The 17,662-nt window shown below is 66.8% G+C and carries 12 protein-coding genes and 1 pseudogene; 2 read left to right on the plus strand and 11 right to left on the minus strand.

The annotated features are described in order from the left end of the window. Positions 1-252: 252 nt before the first annotated feature. The 10 genes and pseudogenes from P6281_RS15615 to mutA form a co-directional block, all read right to left on the minus strand. Positions 253-1,521 (minus strand): glycosyltransferase, encoded by a 1,269-nt coding sequence (locus P6281_RS15615; RefSeq protein WP_202377463.1) that lies wholly within the window; start codon positions 1,519-1,521, stop codon positions 253-255. A 92-nt stretch (positions 1,522-1,613) separates the two neighbouring features. Continuing rightward, positions 1,614-2,420 (minus strand): TylF/MycF/NovP-related O-methyltransferase, encoded by an 807-nt coding sequence (locus tag P6281_RS15620; RefSeq protein WP_026071337.1) that lies wholly within the window; start codon positions 2,418-2,420, stop codon positions 1,614-1,616. Between the two features lie 153 nt (positions 2,421-2,573). Then, positions 2,574-3,683 (minus strand): NAD-dependent epimerase/dehydratase family protein, encoded by a 1,110-nt coding sequence (locus tag P6281_RS15625; protein ID WP_238964143.1) that lies wholly within the window; start codon positions 3,681-3,683, stop codon positions 2,574-2,576. 181 nt (positions 3,684-3,864) lie between these two features. Next, a complete protein-coding gene (locus P6281_RS15630; RefSeq protein ID WP_201409413.1) occupies positions 3,865-4,857 on the minus strand; it encodes a sulfotransferase family protein in 993 nt (330 codons plus the stop codon). Positions 4,858-5,217: 360 nt separating this feature from the next. Next, the gene (locus P6281_RS15635) at positions 5,218-6,132 is read right to left on the minus strand and encodes a sulfotransferase family protein (RefSeq protein ID WP_201409416.1); all 915 of its coding nucleotides are present in this window, start codon (positions 6,130-6,132) and stop codon (positions 5,218-5,220) included. Positions 6,133-6,455: 323 nt separating this feature from the next. After that, the gene (locus P6281_RS15640; RefSeq protein ID WP_201409412.1) at positions 6,456-7,538 is read right to left on the minus strand and encodes an acyltransferase family protein; all 1,083 of its coding nucleotides are present in this window, start codon (positions 7,536-7,538) and stop codon (positions 6,456-6,458) included. Between the two features lie 366 nt (positions 7,539-7,904). Further along, on the minus strand, positions 7,905-9,191 hold the full coding sequence (locus P6281_RS15645) for a serine hydrolase domain-containing protein (RefSeq protein ID WP_043955051.1): 1,287 nt from the start codon (positions 9,189-9,191) through the stop codon (positions 7,905-7,907). A 54-nt stretch (positions 9,192-9,245) separates the two neighbouring features. Continuing rightward, a pseudogene (meaB, locus tag P6281_RS15650) lies at positions 9,246-10,228 on the minus strand (methylmalonyl Co-A mutase-associated GTPase MeaB). A 76-nt stretch (positions 10,229-10,304) separates the two neighbouring features. Further along, a complete protein-coding gene (scpA, locus tag P6281_RS15655) occupies positions 10,305-12,554 on the minus strand; it encodes a methylmalonyl-CoA mutase (protein WP_009953287.1) in 2,250 nt (749 codons plus the stop codon). Positions 12,555-12,560: 6 nt separating this feature from the next. Beyond that, on the minus strand, positions 12,561-14,438 hold the full coding sequence (gene mutA / locus P6281_RS15660; RefSeq protein ID WP_014942418.1) for a methylmalonyl-CoA mutase small subunit: 1,878 nt from the start codon (positions 14,436-14,438) through the stop codon (positions 12,561-12,563). A 180-nt stretch (positions 14,439-14,618) separates the two neighbouring features. Here mutA and P6281_RS15665 point away from each other — a divergent pair, with 180 nt between their 5' ends. After that, positions 14,619-15,386: a TVP38/TMEM64 family protein gene (locus tag P6281_RS15665; RefSeq protein WP_008257927.1), complete on the plus strand. Its 768-nt coding sequence runs from the start codon at positions 14,619-14,621 to the stop codon at positions 15,384-15,386. Positions 15,387-15,435: 49 nt separating this feature from the next. Beyond that, positions 15,436-16,419 carry an endopeptidase gene (locus P6281_RS15670; RefSeq protein ID WP_043955057.1) on the plus strand — a complete coding sequence of 328 codons (984 nt, stop codon included), beginning with the start codon at positions 15,436-15,438 and terminating at the stop codon, positions 16,417-16,419. A 46-nt stretch (positions 16,420-16,465) separates the two neighbouring features. Here P6281_RS15670 and P6281_RS15675 read toward each other — a convergent pair whose 3' ends face one another. After that, positions 16,466-17,521, minus strand: coding sequence for a fatty acid desaturase (locus P6281_RS15675; RefSeq protein ID WP_233425281.1), 1,056 nt, complete (start codon positions 17,519-17,521; stop codon positions 16,466-16,468). Between the last annotated feature and the right edge of the window lie 141 nt (positions 17,522-17,662).

Below are 17,662 nucleotides of genomic sequence, written 5' to 3' on the forward strand. Positions count from 1 at the left end.
AACGGCGCACCGGAGTAGCCGAGTGCGACAAAGCCAACCTCATCGGCCTTTCCCCCCGACCGTAGAACTATGACGACCCGTGGGCAGTGTGGCTGAAGCCCAGGTGTCGTCGCCTGATCCTTCCGTAGTCTGCCAGACTATCGACATCGTGTCCGCGAAAACGGGAAGTCGACCCGGATCCATCCGCGCACCGAAACCGATAGCAAAATCGACTATTCCCCCAGCACAACGGCCCTGAACCTGTTTGCTGCGTCAGGCGCGACTCCGCGAGCTGGCAAACTTTTCCACCACGTCGGCGGCCTTGATGACGCTGTCTGCCGGCTTGGTCATCCGGGCGGCGATCTCGCGAGCGCGCCGTGCGTAATCCGGGGCGAGGATCCGCCTCAGATCCTCCACCAATGTTTTGCGATCGGTGGCCGAAAACCGCCGCGTGGTACCAACTTTCAGCCGCTTGAGCTGAGCTCCCCAGATGGTTTGATTGGCATCCATCGACAGAATCAGCGTCGGCACCCCGGCGCGCAGGCTGGCGGCCGTGGTTCCCGAGCCGCCGTGGTGAACGACGGCGCGGCAGGCGGGAAAGATCGTCGCGTAATTCACCGGCCCCACGACCTTGATGTGATCGGCGAGCGGGACGCCGCTGAAGTCGCTCCTCCCGGCGCAGATCAACGCTCGCTCGCCGAGCTGCGTGCAGGCGGAGCTGATCATGTCGACGGTATCGGCCGGAGATTCCACCGGCATGCTGCCGAAGCCGAAGCAAATCGGCGGTGTCCCCGCGTGAATCCAGGACATCACGTCGTCGTCGGCCTCGGTGGTCAACTCCATCGTCAACGTTCCGACGAAGGGTCGCAGGCCGTCCCATTTCGCCCATTCATCGGCCAGCCCGGGGAAGCAGGCCTCGTCATAGGCCTGGATTTCGAGTGATCCGCGCTCGGCGATCCGCCGCGGTGACGACGCCGTCGCCTTCGGCAGCCCGAGTTGCCGGCGCTGGGTGTCCTCGACCTTCTTGTTCAGGCGCCAGCAGTACCAGTCGAACGCCGTCATCGCCGAGCGCGCCAACGGCGGCGGCAGGATCGCAACGACCTGGCCGTTGGGCCGCATGGGGACGTGATGCAAGGTGGCTAGCGGGAGGTCGTAAAACTCCGCGACGTTGGCGGCGGTCTCCTGGTAGCTCTGGCCGGCGAACAGCAGGTCGGCGCCGTCCGCGAGCGACATTAGCGTCGTGTTCATCTGCGCCCAGCACTGGTCGCTGAGATCCCACATCTCGCGCCACATGCTGCGCATCTCCTGGATCTTCCAGAATCCGCGGAAGAACGAGGTCCAGAAGTTGCGGTAGACGTCCAGCCAGGTCTGCGAGTCCAGCCCGTAAGGGACCGCGGTCAGCCCGGCCGCTTCGGTGAAGCTCACCGAGTCGGGCGGGACGGCCATGACCATGTCATGGCCCCTGCGCTGCAGTTCGCGGGCGACCACCACGGAGGGCTCGATGTCGCCGCGCGTTCCGTAGCTGGCCAGCACACATTTCATCGCGGATCAAAGCCCTTCGGTTGCGCCATCACGGTGATGCACCGATCACTTTAGATAGCGCCGAATCCCCACTGCACCGGTTTGCGCGATCGTCACGGCTTGCGCCACAGCACGCCGGTGCCGTCGATTTCCTCGATCTCTGCGGTCACGCCGTGCGCCGTGCGGTAATCGGCCACGGCCTGCCGGCATGCGTCGATGGCGTGGTAATCGTCGATGATGCAGTACCCGCCGGATGAGAGCCGCGGGTAGAGGGCGTCGAGGGCCTGGATCGTCGACTCGTAAAGGTCACCATCGAGCCGCAACACGGAGATGCTTTCGATCGGGGCGTCCTGCAGGGTGTCTTTGAACCAGCCCGGTACGAAACGAACCCGGTCATCGAGTAACCCGTAGTGTTCGAAATTCGCCCTGACCTGCGCTTCGGACACCGCGAGCACTCCGGCGGCGCGATGCAAATTGATGCCTTTGTCGGCTTCGTAGTGCGCGGCGTCCGGTGGCGGCACCCCTTCGAACGAATCGCATAGCCACACGGATCGCTTCTCGTCCCCGTAGGCGGACAACACGGCGCGCATCAGAATCGACGCCCCACCGCGCCACACACCGCACTCGACCAGGTCACCGGGGACGTCTTCCGTCAGAACCGTTTCCACGCAGCGCTGCAGGCTGGTCAACCGCTGCATGCCGATCATCGTCAAGGCATCCGCCGGCCAGTCCAGGCCCAACTTTCGCGCATGCTCGTTGAACGGACGCTTGCGGACCAGCATCAGGTTGCGGGTGCTGAAAAGAGGGCGCCCCAGACGGTCCCAGCCCACCGGCACCAACTCGTCGCTGCCGTACCGGGTGAGGTTACGTCGCAGCAGGTCAAGGTAGGCGGATCTGGTGTCGAGGAACGGAGATCGCATGTCACGATCGGCCACGGTCAAAGCTGCCCCCTGGTTCAAAATGAAAGGACTGGCGTGGGTGGTCCCGTCCCTGCCCCTACCGGGGAGTAGCAACCATCATAGGCGTTAATAAGCACTGCCCCCGCTTCCAGCAGTCACTCCAGACCGCAGTTCTCAGCGGCGTCCCGCCTGTTCAACGGCGGGGCGGCCCGATTCGTTCGATCCGGCGGCGGCTTCGGGCCGCTCGGCGATCCAGTCGAGCAGCGCGCGCAAACCGTCATCGAGCGAACGCTCGGGGCGCCAACCGAGCTCGTTGATCGCCGGCTCGATGTCGCAGCTCGCTGCGCGCACGTCGCCGTCGCGGAATTTCGGGACGACGGTCGGTTCGGGCGCGCCACACATGGCGGCGATCTTGTTGGCCAGCTCGTGGATGGTGGTGGCCTGGCCGGACCCGATGTCGAGGCAGCGCGGCTGGGTCGCCGGGCGCTGGACCGCCGCGAACAGGGCGTCGACGACAGCGTCGATGTAGACGAAATCGCGCACGATGCGGCCGTCCTCGTAGACCTCCAACGCGAGCCCCTGGCGCGCCAACCGCGCGAAGAGGGCGACGATCCCGGTGTACGAGTTGGTCAGCGACTGCCCGGGGCCGTAGACGTTCTGCAGACGCAGCACGCTGAGGTTGGTGTCGTGCGCGGACGTCCAGGCGGCCAGCAGGTGTTCCTGGGCGAGCTTGGTCGCCGCGTACACGTTGGTGGGCCGGGGTTCGGTGCGGTCGGCGCGGCTCGGCAGCGGCACCGCCTGTTCATCCGGGGGGCCTTGCGGATCCCAGCGGCCCGCGACGAGCTGCGCGTGGCTGCGAGGTGGCGGGTAGAAGATGTGCGCGCCGGACTGCCATGAGCCCTCGCCGTACACCGCTCGCGATGACGCCAGGACGAGTTGGTCGGGCACGTGTCCCGAGCGGCTCAAGGCGTCCAGGAGTTGGGTGGTGCCGACGACGTTCACCGAGCCGTGCCGCGTCGCCTCGGACAGCGATTGCGCGGTTCCCGTCTCGGCGGCCAGGTGGACGACTTGGGACGGGCGGGACAACCGCAGCACCGCGTCGAAGTCGGGCGCGTGGGTGACGTCGCCGGTGAACAACCGCACCGACGGCGGCAGTTCGATCGGCCGATCTCCCCCGTGCACCTGCGGATGCAGCACGTCCATCACGGCGACGTCGTAACCGGCCTCGATGAGACGACGCGCGAGCGCCGACCCGATGAATCCCGCCCCACCGGTGATGAGCACGGACGCTGACACGAATCGACGCCTCCCGTTTGCGATGCTGAAGAAAACATGCGATCGGCACGCTCGCCGAGATCGCGGTCCGGTCGATCATAACGGGGACTTACCGCCGCATCAGGGGATTCCTTGCGGATAGGCGGCGCATCGGGGGCGGCACGAGGCCACGCCACATGGACGAAAGGCGCTACGCCCAAGTCCCCCTGTGCCGGTGGGCCATCGCGACGACCTCCATCACCGGCCTCGCGATGGCCGGCCGGAGAAGCCGGAAGAGCATGCTGTTGGACAAGCCGTGAAAGTCCTCGTACGCCTTACGGAAATCACGCTCGCTGGACCGGTAGGACTCGAAAACGCGGTCCAACGCTGACATGTCGATCGGATCGTCCTGCGCGGCATCGCGAAGCGCTTCATAGACCGTGGAAATCCAATCGGCGCCGAACAGATCCGTCACCGCGCCACAGTGCCGCTGCCGATGCAAGCCTGGCGTGAGGAACCCCTCGATGGCGTCCTCGTCCTCGGCGTGCAGTTCGACCGGCAACTCCGCGGAGATGCGCTTCATTTCCCGGCGCCAGTCGTCGAGAAGGTTCGCGTAGTCGACGAATACCCGCGGTACGCCACGCGAATTTCGTTCGGCGAGGACGTTGCATTTCAACCACAAGGCGCTCGCTAGCGCGGGAGAGACGTGCCAGGACTTCGCGATAGACGAAATGACCTCCTGCGGATGACGTACCGCGATCACCGAGGCGACGTCGAATCCGGCCACGCGTGCCGCCTCGAACCACAGGTCGGACAGTGTCGTGATTCTGGGTTCCTTGATCACCACGAGCGGCGCCGCCGGCAGCGTGGAGAGGTACTCCCCGACCTTGGCGACGCAGGCCTTCTTTTCTTTGGTGGGTGAAACGTCGTCCAGGAAGCGAAGCGAGGGGTCGTACCAATTGGTCCCGAGACGGCGCAGGATCGTTTCGTTGAGTGAAATGGCCGCTCGCGGTTCCCAATACCCGAGCGGGTTGTTGGCGTCCGCGCCCAGCATCGCAGCCGGGAGGGTGCCACCGCACAGCGAGAGCACCCGAGTGAGCGCCGACGTTCCCGACCGTTGCGGTCCCAGCACGAAGAGGGCAACCGGGCGGTTCCCGGAGCCAACGGGGCGATCGACGGGCTTGGTCATCCGGGCCAATCTCATCGCGAATCCAACCTTTCACTGGCCGTGCGCCTGAACGACTTTCGGAGTTCGGTTGATATCCAGGGGTTTCCGACTTGGTGCGCGCGCGATCCATGCGCGTAGCAACCGTTTGGAATCGACACCGTCGCGCACACTACGGTGTCAGAGAGCTAGATCGCAGCCTGCTCAACAACTTTGGCAAAGAGGAAGCGATATACCCCGCTCCTCACACGAGTCACGGCTGACTTGTGACCGGCAACTTCTGCCCCCCGGTGAGAACCTTCGAATCATTTCGCCCGCTAAGGACTATAGCCCCGTGCGATGGACCAAGGCGGCCTTTTTACGAACCTGTTTTTCTTACTTAATCTTTGACGGCGTGACCTACGCCCAGGCCCCGCGGTGCCGGTGCACCACCGCGGCGACCTCGAGGATCCGCTTCACGATGAACGGGCGAAACACCCGGCGAAGCAGGCTGTTGGTGCGGGCGTGGAATTCCGTGAAGGCCATGCGGAAATCACGCTCGCCGGCCTGATACGACTCGAAAACCCGGTCCAAAGTCGCTGCGTGCAGGGGGTTGTCGAGCGCGGCCTCGTGCAGCGCCTCGTAGACGGAGGAGACCCAGTCCGCACCGAAATGGTCCGCCACCGGGCCGCCGTATCGCTGGCGTCGAAGCTCGGGGGTGAGAAATTCCTCGACGGCGCTCTCGTCGACGGTGTCCAGATCGATTTCCAGCGCGGCGGCGACGCGCTTCACCTCTCGATGCCAGTCGTCGAGGAGGTTGCCGTAGTCGACGAACACGCGCGGGATCCCGCGGGTGTGCCGCTCGGCGAGCAGGTTGTACTTCAGCCACAATGCGCTGGACAGCTCCCGCGAGGTGTCCACGTACTTCGCCGCCGAGGCGACAACCTCTTGCGGATGACGCACCGCAATCACGGCGGCGATGTCGAAGCCGACCTGGCGCGCCGCCTCGAACCACAGGCCCGACAGCGCCGTGATCCTCGGCTCCTTGATGACCACCAGCGGCGCCGCCGGCAGTGTGCCCAGATACGCCGCGATCGCCGCGATCCAGGCCGCCTTCTCGTCGGCGCCGAACGCGCACTCCTCCTGCAGGCGCAGCGTCGGGTCGTACCAATTGCTGCCGTGGCGGCGCATGATCGTCTCGTTGAGCATGATCGCCGCCCGCGGCTCCCAATATCCGCGCGGGTTGTTCCCGTCGGCGCCGCACATTCCGGCCGGGAGCGTGCTGCCGCACAGCGACAAAACCCGGGTCAGCGCCGACGTTCCGGACCGCGCCATTCCCAACACGAACAGCGCAACCGGACGGACGGCGGTTGCTTGGCGGGCGGATGACTCTGGGAGATCGGCGGGTTGGCTCGTCCGGGGAGCTGTCATCGGTGGCCCACACCTTTCAGTTGCGCGTCATGTGGCCCCCGGGATCACGGGTCATTATCCATGAGTTTGCAATTTGTGGGGCAAAGTTCAATTACGCGCTTCCGGCAACGCCGTCGCCGACCACGAGGCGCGTTCAGCAACGCGCATTAATCATTCGGTCTGGACGACTTTTCGTCTCTAGGTAAAGGTGAGATTGAGGCTAATGCGGCGCGGAATCCGCAAGGGACCTAGTCGCCGGTGACGATCTGCGCGGACGGTTGCGCGTCAGCGACCACGCCGTCCCGTTCACGCGCTTTGCGCTTGAAGCGGGATTTGAGCGCAAGCGCACGCTTTTCCACCAGGAACCAGCTCAGTGCGGCCAGTGGCAGGGTGGCGACGGCGGCAAGAACGGCGAACGCGACTGGAGGGAGGACACCCAGTCCGCAGATCACCAACAGCTGCTGAATGGGCCACGCGTAGATGTACACGCCATAGGACAGGTCCGTGCGTAAACGCATGCGCTGGTTGTGGATCAGCGCTCCCGAAACGATGACGGCATAGGCCAGTGGGATGGCCGCGATTACCCGATAGTTCGGCACCAGCAAGCCGGCCACCACCACGATGGCCGCGCTCACGGCAACAAGTGACCACCGGGCGGGAATCATGTCTTGGAATTGATGCAGAACCGCTCCCGCGGCGAAGACGAGGGCGAAACGCGTGATCATCTGCGGGATCGTCTCCACCGCGCCCACCGGGTAAGACACGAGCGCCGCACCCACCAAGAACAGTGCGAACACCACCGGAGCGGGCCAGCGGCGTTTGAGAAGTCCCGCCACACCGGCAACAGCGATCGCGATGTAGCAGAGGAATTCGAATACGAGGGTCCACAGCACGCCGTCCCACACGCCCGGGAAGGGGACGTTTCGGGGTGTTCCGTCGATACCGGTGTGATAGACGTTCAGCACGGCGTTGTTCAGCACGTACGCGAACGGCGCGGGAGACAGCAGCAACTTGGCGGGCGAGCCTCCTTGGATCGCCACGCTGAGCGGGGCGATGACAAACGCCACCACGGCCACGCAGACCCACAGCCCGGGGAAGATGCGAAGAACACGGGCGACGAAGTACTCGCGAAGCCGCGGGTTGCGCACCCAGCTCGCCGTGATGAGGAACCCCGATATCGCGAAGAATCCGTCCACCCACACTTGGGTGAGCAGCTGTTCCACCGGCGGGTAGATCTTGCGGCCGGTGAGGGCCCAGGAGTGTTGCAGGATGACGCCAGACGCCAGCACCAGGCGCCAAACGTTGAGCGCGTTGTTTCGGGTGTCGAACACCTCGGCGAGCGTCGAGCCCGCCGACCCTCGCCGCTTTGGCCGGCGGTTGACGGTTGCATCGGGGCCAGAGACTGTCGGGTGCGCGCTCACCTGAACGATTCTCGCTGCCCGGCGCCCGGGTGCCAAAATCGCGGTCGAGGCATCAGCACACCCGCAAAAGCGGGATTACCGGCGGGCATTGCTTTCGAGCAACGCCCCGGCAATTTGCGGGAATGAACTGAGCAAACATCCAGCACAGATTACATCGCATGCGAACAACCGCACATGGGCATTCGACCACCGTCATTCGAACCGGCGAGTCGATTTAAGCGCCCCGTGTAAATTACGCGGTCATTTGCATCGCCGGAACTCACTGTCCGCGCGCTTTCAGCCCGCGACGGCCCCCGGCTCGCAGAACGGCGCCCCGAACTCGGTGACCGGGCGGAATCCGCGTTTGCGGGCCTTGTCCGCGGCCCTGCGGATCAGCGCATAGATCCCGACGAACGCCGCGTGGTCACTCATCACGAGCGGCGTCAACAGACGGTTGTGCACCAGCGCGAACGCCACCCCCGAGGCCGGGTCGGCCCATCCGACCGAACCGCCCATCCCGACGTGACCGAAGCCGGGCATCACGCCGCCGATCGGCAGACTGTGATAGCCGAGGTGGAATGCCAACGGCACGTAGATGTTTCGGTCCGGCCGCAGGCTGCGCTCGCCCGTCAGGCCTGCCGTCAGGTCGCGGGAGAGGAATCGGATGCCGTCGACCTCGCCACCGTTGGCGATGGCGCCGTACATCCGCGCCAGGCCGCGCGCCGTGGCCACACCGTTGGCCGCGGGGATCTCGGCGTCGAGCAGCGGGGTGTCGCCCTGCACCGCGGCGACCATGCCCGGGAAATAGATGGACCGGAAGCCGCCGGAGAGCTCGTTGGCGACCTTGCGGGAGACGTAGTTGACGAGCGAACTGCCCAGCAGGTTCTGCGGCGCGACGATCTCGGCGACCCGCGTCGGGCATCCGGCCGGCGGCCGGCCCAGGTACAGGCCGTCGACGCCCAGCGGCTCGGCCAGTTCCTCGCGAATCAGCGTGCGCATCCCTTTACCGGTCACCGCCCGGCCCAGACCCGACATTAGCCAGCCGAAGGTCAGCGCGTGGTATGCGGATTTGCCGAACAGCCGCCCGGGCGCCGCCGCCGCCAGCCGCTCCTCCATCACCACGTGATCGAGGAGGTCTTCCTTGGTGGCGCCGCGCAGCCCCGAGAGGCCGGCCTGGTGGCTCATTACCTGGCGCACGGTCATGTCGGCCTTGCCGTTGGCGGCGAACTCGCGCCAATACTCGGCGACCGGGGCGTCGTAGTCGATCAGCCCCCGGTCAGCGAGTCGGTGGATGACGGTGGCGGCCATTCCCTTGGTCGCGGAGAACACCATCGGGGCGGTGTTCTCCGACCACGGCCGCTGCCCGGCCCGGTCGGCAAACCCCGTCCAGACGTCCACGACGGGCTGGCCGTCCACATAGACGGCCAACGCCCCGCCACCGAACCGGCGGGCGGGAAACATGCTGGAAAAGCTACGAACGACGCACCCGAAGTGTGAGTCCGCCGCGCCGGACACACGGTGACCTGCGTCAAGGTCATCGTGGACACGGACCGCGCGGCGATTGACTCGGCTATCCACCGTCACACTTTTGAATTTACTTGGATTACACACCGGGCAGGAGCGAAACCCCCCGATTATTTACCTATCCGTTAGCCAGACGCGGCCGTCAATATTTGCTGGGCGGCCAGCGCCGGGGTTAGCTCCCCCGCCTTGACCTTCCGCTCGACGTCGGCCCGGATCTTGCGCACCGCCGGGTTGGAGGCCAGCCGGTCCAGCACCCTGTCGCGCACCATCTGCCAGGTCCAGTCGACCAACTGGCCGCGGCGGCGCGCCTCGAACTCCCCCGCCTCGCTGAGCACCTGACGATGGCGTTCGACGGTCTCCCACAGTTCGTCGAGGCCGGTTCCCTCCGCGGCGCTCATCGTGAGAACGGGCGGGCGCCAAAGGGTTTCGCGCGGATATATCAGCCTGATCGCCCCGGACAGCTCGCGGGCGGCCGACCGCGCCTCGGGCAGGTGATTCCCATCGGCCTTGTTCACCACCACGATGTCGGCCAGCTCCAGCACGCCCTTTTTGATGCCCTGCAGCTGGTCGCCCCCGCGCGCCAGGGTCAGCAACACGAAGGTGTCGACCATGTTGGCCACGGCCACCTCGGACTGCCCGACGCCGACGGTCTCGATCAGGACCACGTCGAACCCGGCGGCCTCCAGCAGCACCGACGTCTCGCGGGTGGCCTTGGCCACCCCGCCCAGGGTGCCCGACGTGGGCGACGGCCGAATGTATGCATCCGGGTGCATCGCCAGGCGCGCCATCCGGGTTTTGTCACCGAGGATCGAGCCGCCGGTGCGCGTCGACGACGGGTCGACGGCCAACACCGCCACGCGATGGCCCAGTTCGATCAGGTGCATGCCGAGGGCCTCGATGGTGGTGGACTTGCCCACCCCGGGAATCCCGGTGATCCCCACCCGGTGCGCCTTGCCCGAGTCCGGCGTCAGCTCCAACAGCAGCCGCTGCGCCTTCTCCTGATGGTCCTTGCGGGTGGACTCCAGCAGGGTGATGGCGCGCGGCAGCGCCGCGCGGTCACCGCCGCGGACCGCCTTGGCCAGCTGCTCTGGGTTCATTTCCACACCGCGAGATCGCAACTGGCGACGCATTTCCCGAGTAACCCCGTCGGTAGTTGCCGTCTCGCGCGCATCATTAGAGGTCGTAACCCAGCCGCTCGGCGAGCTTGTGCAGCAAGCCGATTGCGGCGTCGGCGATCACCGTGCCGGGCGGGAAGATGGCGGCGGCCCCGGCCTCGTAAAGCTCGTCGAAATCGCCGGGCGGGATGACGCCGCCCACCACCACCATGATGTCGGGCCGCCCCACCTCTTTGAGCGCGTCGCGCAGCGCCGGCACCAGCGTCAGGTGACCGGCGGCCAGCGAGGACACCCCCACCACGTGCACGTCGTTGTCGGCGGCCTGGCGGGCCACCTCCTCGGGCGTGGAGAACAGCGATCCGACGTCCACGTCGAAGCCGATGTCGGCGAACGCCGTCGCGATCACCTTCTGGCCCCGGTCGTGGCCGTCCTGCCCCATCTTGGCCACCAGGATCCTGGGGCGGCGGCCGTCGGCCTCGGCGAACTTCTCGACCAGTTCGGTTGCGCTGGCCATGTTTCCGGCCTTTCCAGCTTCGTCGCGGTAAACGCCGGCGATGGTACGGATCTCCGCCTGGTGACGGCCATAGACCTTCTCCAGCGCGTCGGAGATCTCGCCGACGGTGGCCTTGGCGCGGGCCGCGTCGATGGCCAGCGCCAGCAGGTTGTTGCCCAGCCCGTCCTCACCCGCACGACCGTGCGCGGCCGCGGCGCGTGACAACTCGGCGAGCGCGGCGTCGACGGCCTGCTGGTCGCGGCTTTCCCGCAGCTCCTTGAGCTTGGCCAGCTGCTCGGCGCGCACCCGGCTGTTCTCGACCTTGAGGACCTCGACCTCCTGGTCCTCCTCGACCTGGTACTTGTTGATCCCGATCACCGGCTGGATCCCGGAGTCGATGCGGGCCTGCGTGCGCGCGGCCGCCTCCTCGATGCGCAGCTTGGGGATCCCGTCGCTGATGGCCTGGGCCATGCCGCCGTGCTCGGCGACCTCGGCGATGTGGGCGCGGGCCTTCTGCGCGAGCTGATGGGTCAGCCATTCCACGTAATACGAGCCCGCCCACGGGTCGATGGGCCGCGTGGTGCCCGACTCCTGCTGCAGCACCAGCTGGGTGTTGCGGGCGATGCGGGCGGAGAAGTCGGTGGGCAACGCCAGCGCCTCGTCCAGCGCGTTGGTGTGCAGCGACTGCGTGTGCCCCTGGGTGGCGGCCATCGCCTCGATGCAGGTGCGGGCGACGTTGTTGAAGGCGTCCTGCGCGGTCAGCGACCAGCCCGAGGTCTGCGAATGTGTGCGCAGCGACAGCGATTTGGCGCTCTTCGGGTCGAACTGGGAGACCAGCTCGCTCCACAACAGCCGGCCCGCCCGCAGCTTGGCGACCTCCATGAAGAAGTTCATCCCGATGCCCCAGAAGAAGGACAGCCGCGGCGCGAACTTGTCGATGTCGAGCTCGGCGTCCAGGCCGGCCTTGATGTAGTCCACCCCGTCGGCCAGGGTGTAGGCCAGCTCCAAATCCGCTGTGGCACCGGCCTCCTGGATGTGGTACCCGGAGATCGAGATGGAGTTGAACTTCGGCATCTTGGCGCTGGTGTAGGCAAAGATGTCGGAGATGATGCGCATCGACGGCTTGGGCGGATAGATGTAGGTGTTGCGCACCATGAACTCTTTGAGGATGTCGTTCTGGATGGTGCCGGCCAGCTTCTCCGGCGGAACACCCTGCTCCTCGGCGGCCACCACGTACAGCGCCAGGATCGGCAGCACCGCGCCGTTCATGGTCATCGACACCGACACCGTCGACAGGTCGATGCCGTCGAACAGCTGCCGCATGTCGAGGATGGAATCGATTGCCACACCGGCCATTCCGACGTCACCCTGCACGCGCGGGTGGTCGGAGTCGTACCCGCGGTGGGTGGCCAGGTCGAACGCCACCGACAGGCCCTTCTGCCCGGCCGCCAGGTTGCGTCGGTAGAAGGCGTTGGATTCGGCGGCGGTGGAGAACCCGGCGTACTGCCGAATCGTCCACGGCTGGTTGACATACATCGTCGGGTACGGTCCGCGCACGAACGGCGGTTCGCCGGGGAAGCTGTGCAGTGGATAGCCGTCGGCCTCGACCGCGGCGCGGTCGGCGGCGATGTAGACCGGTTTGACGTCGATGTCTTCCGGTGTGTGCCATTGCAGTTGGTCGGGCGTGTACCAGTGCGCGGCCGCGGCCGCGGCGACGTGTTCTTCGACGGCGGCTTCGGTCGCCGGTTTTATGGTCCGTTCGCTGTGCAGCGGCACATCGGCGAAGCTGCCGACAGCAGGTGCAGTGGTCGTCATAACTGGCTACGCCCCCAGCCTCGTGAGCAGATCCGACAGTGCTTCGACCGCATTGATTTTCGCGGTCAGGAATTGGTCCGGTTGGTTCTCGGCGTCGGCCACGGCCTTTTCGGGCCCGGCCAGATACACCCGGTCGATGCCGGCGGCGCGCGCCGCCTGCACGACGCCGGACGCCTCGTCCTGGTAGCGCTTGTCGGTGCCGCAGATGACCGCCACCGTCGGCGCCCCCGCCTCGGCCACGGCCGCCGCGACGCCGGCGGCGTCGACGGTTCCGGGGTTGACCGCCTCGATGCCCCCGGAGGCCAACAGGTTCGACGCGAAGGTTGCCCGAATGTTGTTCTCGGCCAACGGGCCCAGCGGCAGCAACAGCACTCGGGGGCGCGAGCCGGTGCGGGCCACGAAGGCGTCGGAGCGGTCGCGCAGCGCTTCGAACTCCGCGGCGTAACGCACCAGCTTCCCGGCGGCGAGCGGCGAATACGACGAGTCGCTTTGCGGCAGCGGCGGTTCGGTGAGGTTCGGGAACTCGTTGACACCCGTGATCGCCGTGCGGCGGTGCGCGATGTCGTCGCTGCGGCGGGCCGCGATCTCGCCGATCTGGGCGGCGATGAAATCGACGGCCTCGGTGAATCCGCCGTGCGCCTCGATGGCCTGGAAGTGCTGCCAGGCCTGTTCGGCCAGCCGGGCGGTGAGGTCCTCGACGAACCATGACCCGCCGGCCGGGTCCAGCACGCGACCCACGTGCGACTCCTCGAGCAGCAGCAGCTGGGTGTTGCGGGCGATTCGCCGCGCGAAACTGGTTGCGGTGTCCGGGAATCCGCCGTCGATCGCCACGTCGAAGGGGAACACCAGCAGCGAGTCGGCGCCGCCGACGCCGGCACCGAAGGCGGCCAGGGTGCAGCGCAGCATGTTCACCCAGGGGTCGCGCTGCGTCATCATCGGCAGCGACGTCTCGGCGTGGATGACGGCCGCACCGGCATCGGGATCGCCGACGACCTCGGCGACCCGCGCCCACAGGTTGCGCGCCGCGCGGAACTTGGCGATCGTCATGAACTGGTCGTCGTCGGCGGCGAACCGGAAGCTGATCTGGCGCAACGCCCGGCCGATCGGCATCCCCGCCTCGGTGAGCACCCGCAGGTAACTCACCGCGGCCGCGACGCCGGCGGCCAGCTCCCAGGTCGCGTTGGCGCCCAGATTGTGGAACGCGGGTCCGTCGACGGTGATCGCCCGCACGCCGGTGTGCTCGGCGGCCCGCTTGGCGACGGCGACCACGTCCTCGATCTTCGGGGCGGCACGCTCACTGAGCGCCGCGGTCAGCGGGTCGCCGCCGAGGTCGATCGACACGGTGGCGCGCTGGTCGGGTTCCACCCCGTCGGCCAGCGCCAGCGCCACGTCGCTGGCCGCCGCGTAGTCGGCGCCGGCTTCGAGGATCAGCGGCGCCATGCTCAGGTAGACGCCCTGCAGCGCGTCGGCCAGCTGGCCGGGCGCCACGCCCGACTCCCCGATCCGCAGCACCAGGGCGCTGGCCCCGTTGCCGAGCGCGTCGAGGACCGCGGAGTTGACGTCGGCCGCCGCGACGCCGGGCACCGGGGTGGCCGGGAACGCCTCGGCGACCCGCCAGCCGGTCTTGACGTCGCGCAGCGCGTCGCCGCCTCGCACGTAGGGCCACTCGCCCGGCAGCGGCGGTTCGGGAAGCTCGTCGAGCGCGGTGTAGAGCGCGCGGATCGCGATCCCGTCGTACGTCGGGGTCTCCAGCAGGCGCTCCGGCGCGTCCCCCAACTGCTCGGGGTCCTTCCGGGTGCTCTTGGCCAGCACTCCGGCGACCGCACTGCGCCAACGCCCGCGAACCTGTTCTAGGCCGGCGAGCTCGGGTACATCAATGGACACCGATTGCTCCCTTTTCCCAGCATTTGGGCTACAGCTTTGGGGATACCACTTAGCTACTGAGGCTAATTGATGGGAGCTCTCCGCTAAAAACCGCCAGGCGCCGCCACCCGACCGGGTTCTGGACGAAACGCCAGCCGCGGGCAACGCCCAATTCATCTGCGCCCCGTAACCTTGGATGCCGTGACGGGTTCCGCCACCAGCAAAATCACCGCGACGCTTCGCGATCTCGGCTGCGCCATCGGCGCGGCGGCGCGAAGTGTGTCTCGGTCGCGGATCGTCTGGACAGTGGTGGGCATCACAGCGCTGCTGGTGCTGGCGTCGTGGCTTCCGCTGCCCTCGCCGGTGCAGATGCGCGATTGGGCGCAGTCCCTCGGACCGTGGTTCCCGCTGGCGTTCTTGGTCGCCCACATCGTCGTGACGGTGGTGCCCATCCCGCGGACCGCGTTCACGCTGGCGGCCGGGTTGCTCTTCGGCCCGCTGCTGGGCGTCGCCATCGCGGTGGTCGCCAGCACGGCGAGCGCGATGATCGCCCTGCTGTTGGTGCGGGCGCTCGGGTGGCGGTTGAACCGCCTGGTGCGCCACCGATCGATCGACACGGTGGAAGAACGGCTGCGGCGGCGGGGCTGGTTGGCGATCGTGTCGCTGCGATTGATTCCGGCGGTGCCGTTCTCGGCGCTGAACTACGCCGCCGGCGCGTCGAGCGTGCGGGTGCTGCCGTACGGCCTGGCGACGCTGGCCGGCCTGCTGCCCGGCACCACCGCCGTCGTCGTCCTCGGCGACGCGCTGGCCGGTCACCCGAGCTCGCTGCTGTACCTGGTGTCGGCGATCACCAGCGCGCTGGGCCTGGCGGGCTTGATCATCGAGGTCCGCCACTTCCGCCGGCACCACCGCCGCGCACACCGTCGCGTCGACGACGAACCCTCCCCCGAGCCGGCCACCGTCGGCTGATCCACCAACTCTGTCGAGAGCGCCGCGCGAGGCGGCAAAGACCGATCTAATGGGGGGCGTGTACGCGCTGGAGTTCGCCAGCTGGGGGTCGCCTTATTCGCCGGCTCGTACCGTCGCGCTGCCGCTCAGTGCCCTGGTGTTGGCGGTGCTGGCCGTGTTGGGTTTTCTGCCCAGCCGGGACCAGCGCCGACGCACGCCGAAGAGCCGTTTCTCGGGTGTGCCGCAGCGCGCCAAACTGCACACCACACTGCTCATCCTGGCGGCGGTGTGCAGCACCGCCGCCCTGGTGGCGGCCGTCTGCCTGTACCCCAGGGCCACCACCCCGGCGCGGCAGCCTCCCCTCCCGGCGCCGCCGACCCTGGCGCCGATCGATCTGCCGGCGGCCAGCGCCATCGGTCCGGGTGCCGGCATTTACGTCGAGTATGCCGACGGATCCGGTGGAATGGGTTGCACCGCAGGATTTTTGGTGCATACAGGTGGCGCCCGGGCCGGGATCCTCACCGCCGGTCATTGCAATCGTCCCGGTCAGCGGAGCAAGGTGACGATGAACCTGGGCGGGGTCCTTCCCTACACCACGCTGGGCACGTTCACCGAGACGATCAGCGAGGGGGTCCACGACGAACAGCACGACATCGGCCTGATCATGCTCGACGGTGACAACGTTCCCCGGTCCGCGGCGGTCGCCGCGTCGCTACCGGTCACCGGCGTCGCCACCAACCTTCAAGTCGGACAACAGTTGTGCAAGTTCGGCATGGGTTCGGGCGCGGACGCCTGCGGGCAGATCGTGGAGATCACCGCCAGCAAGGTCGTGTTCCTGGCGAGCGGCCAGTGCGGCGATTCGGGTGGGCCGGTGTACCACTACGAACGCGACGGCACCGTCAGCGCCGTCGGCATCCTCATCCGCGGCGGTGATCCTTACACGCCCAAGGCCGGGTGCGCCGCCCGCGCCAAATTCTCCGTCGCCGAGTTGGTGCGGCCGTGGCTGGACAAGTGGAACCTGACCGCGATCACCGCGCCGTCGTCCCCACGCTGAGCACTCTCGGTCCCGTCCTTCTTCAGGCCAGCTTCACGCTGACTTCCTAACGTAGCGGCACGCGGTGCGAGAAGGACGATTTCGCGCCGCCGGGACAGGGGCCGGGCGGTCCGTTGCGCCGCCGGGATGATGAGGGCGGGGGTGCGCCAGCCGCGTCGAGGTGTGGTCGAACCGCTACCCACCGATCTCCGCGATCCGCTTCGACGATGCCGCTACTGACCCCCCGCCATCTGCGGTACTCCGAAGGCGTCATGTCCTGGCCCCACGCGGTGCTGATCGGCACGTTTCGGTCCAGATACTCCGATTCTGCGGCCCGCCATGCCTTTACGTACAGGTAGAAAGGAATCGCAGTATGGAGGTGATGAACTACGTGGTAGTTCTGATACATCAATAACAAACACAGAACACGCTCCCAGCCAACCCGAGCGCGGGTGACCTGGAATCGATTGGTCTTTATCGGAACAAGACCGTGATGAGGCAGCCAGTCAAACCACCACGCGAGGATGACCATGCCGATCCGCTGTGGGATGAAATAGATAAGCACCAGCTCTCGCCAGTAGCCGAGAATCAGGATGGTGGTTACGAAGGCAAGGGTCAGAGTGAGGTGTAGGGCAAAGCCCAAGGCTTCCTTACGGGGGCGCCGGCGCAGGCGCGCGAGGTAAAAGCGGCAATACCAGGCATCGATCGTCAACCAGCGCAACGGCAGCTGCCAACGCGGACCCGTGAGACTCCACGCGTCCGGATCCTCATGGATACCTTCGTTGGTGTTGCGGTGGTGCGCCAGATGCGTATACGCGAGCAGTGGGAATGTTGCGAACAGCGAGACGAACGGTATCGACAAGCGACCGAATACCTGGTTGATCCACTTTGGTCGGCCGACGGTGTGGTGAATCGCTTCGTGCAGCACCGAGAACATGGAAAACGTTACGAGACCCTGAACGACGATGGTGACCGCCAACCACCAACGACTCACTCCGCACAGAACCGCCGCCGTCGCCCCCAACCACGCAACGAGCGACCCAAGCCAGACCAGCACGGTCGGCACCGCAATGGTCGGCCGCACGAACCTGGGAGCTGGGAAGCCCCGCGGAATTGCGGCCACATCACCGGCGCTCCGTGACCTTAGCTCTGTGGCGGCAAGCATTTCGACCCCCGTCACCACGGCGCCCGACGAGGAATACGCCGCCGATGCACTGCATAGAAGACCATGTGGCACCACCTTGTTCCGACTTTGCTAGTCATA

The organism is Mycobacterium sp. 5-140-3-2, from assembly GCF_035666375.1.
GTDB lineage: Bacteria > Actinomycetota > Actinomycetes > Mycobacteriales > Mycobacteriaceae > Mycobacterium > Mycobacterium intracellulare.

What these genes read in the sequence shown, in the direction of transcription:
- P6281_RS15620 (WP_026071337.1), bottom strand. Translation starts at nt 2,420, where the DNA reads ATGCGATCTCCGTTCCTCGACACCAGATCCGCCTACCTTGACCTGCTG.
- P6281_RS15630 (WP_201409413.1), bottom strand. Translation starts at nt 4,857, where the DNA reads ATGAGATTGGCCCGGATGACCAAGCCCGTCGATCGCCCCGTTGGCTCC.
- P6281_RS15670 (WP_043955057.1), top strand. Translation starts at nt 15,436, where the DNA reads ATGGGGGGCGTGTACGCGCTGGAGTTCGCCAGCTGGGGGTCGCCTTAT.
- P6281_RS15615 (WP_202377463.1), bottom strand. Translation starts at nt 1,521, where the DNA reads ATGAAATGTGTGCTGGCCAGCTACGGAACGCGCGGCGACATCGAGCCC.
- P6281_RS15635 (WP_201409416.1), bottom strand. Translation starts at nt 6,132, where the DNA reads ATGGCGCGGTCCGGAACGTCGGCGCTGACCCGGGTTTTGTCGCTGTGC.
- scpA (WP_009953287.1), bottom strand. Translation starts at nt 12,554, where the DNA reads ATGACGACCACTGCACCTGCTGTCGGCAGCTTCGCCGATGTGCCGCTG.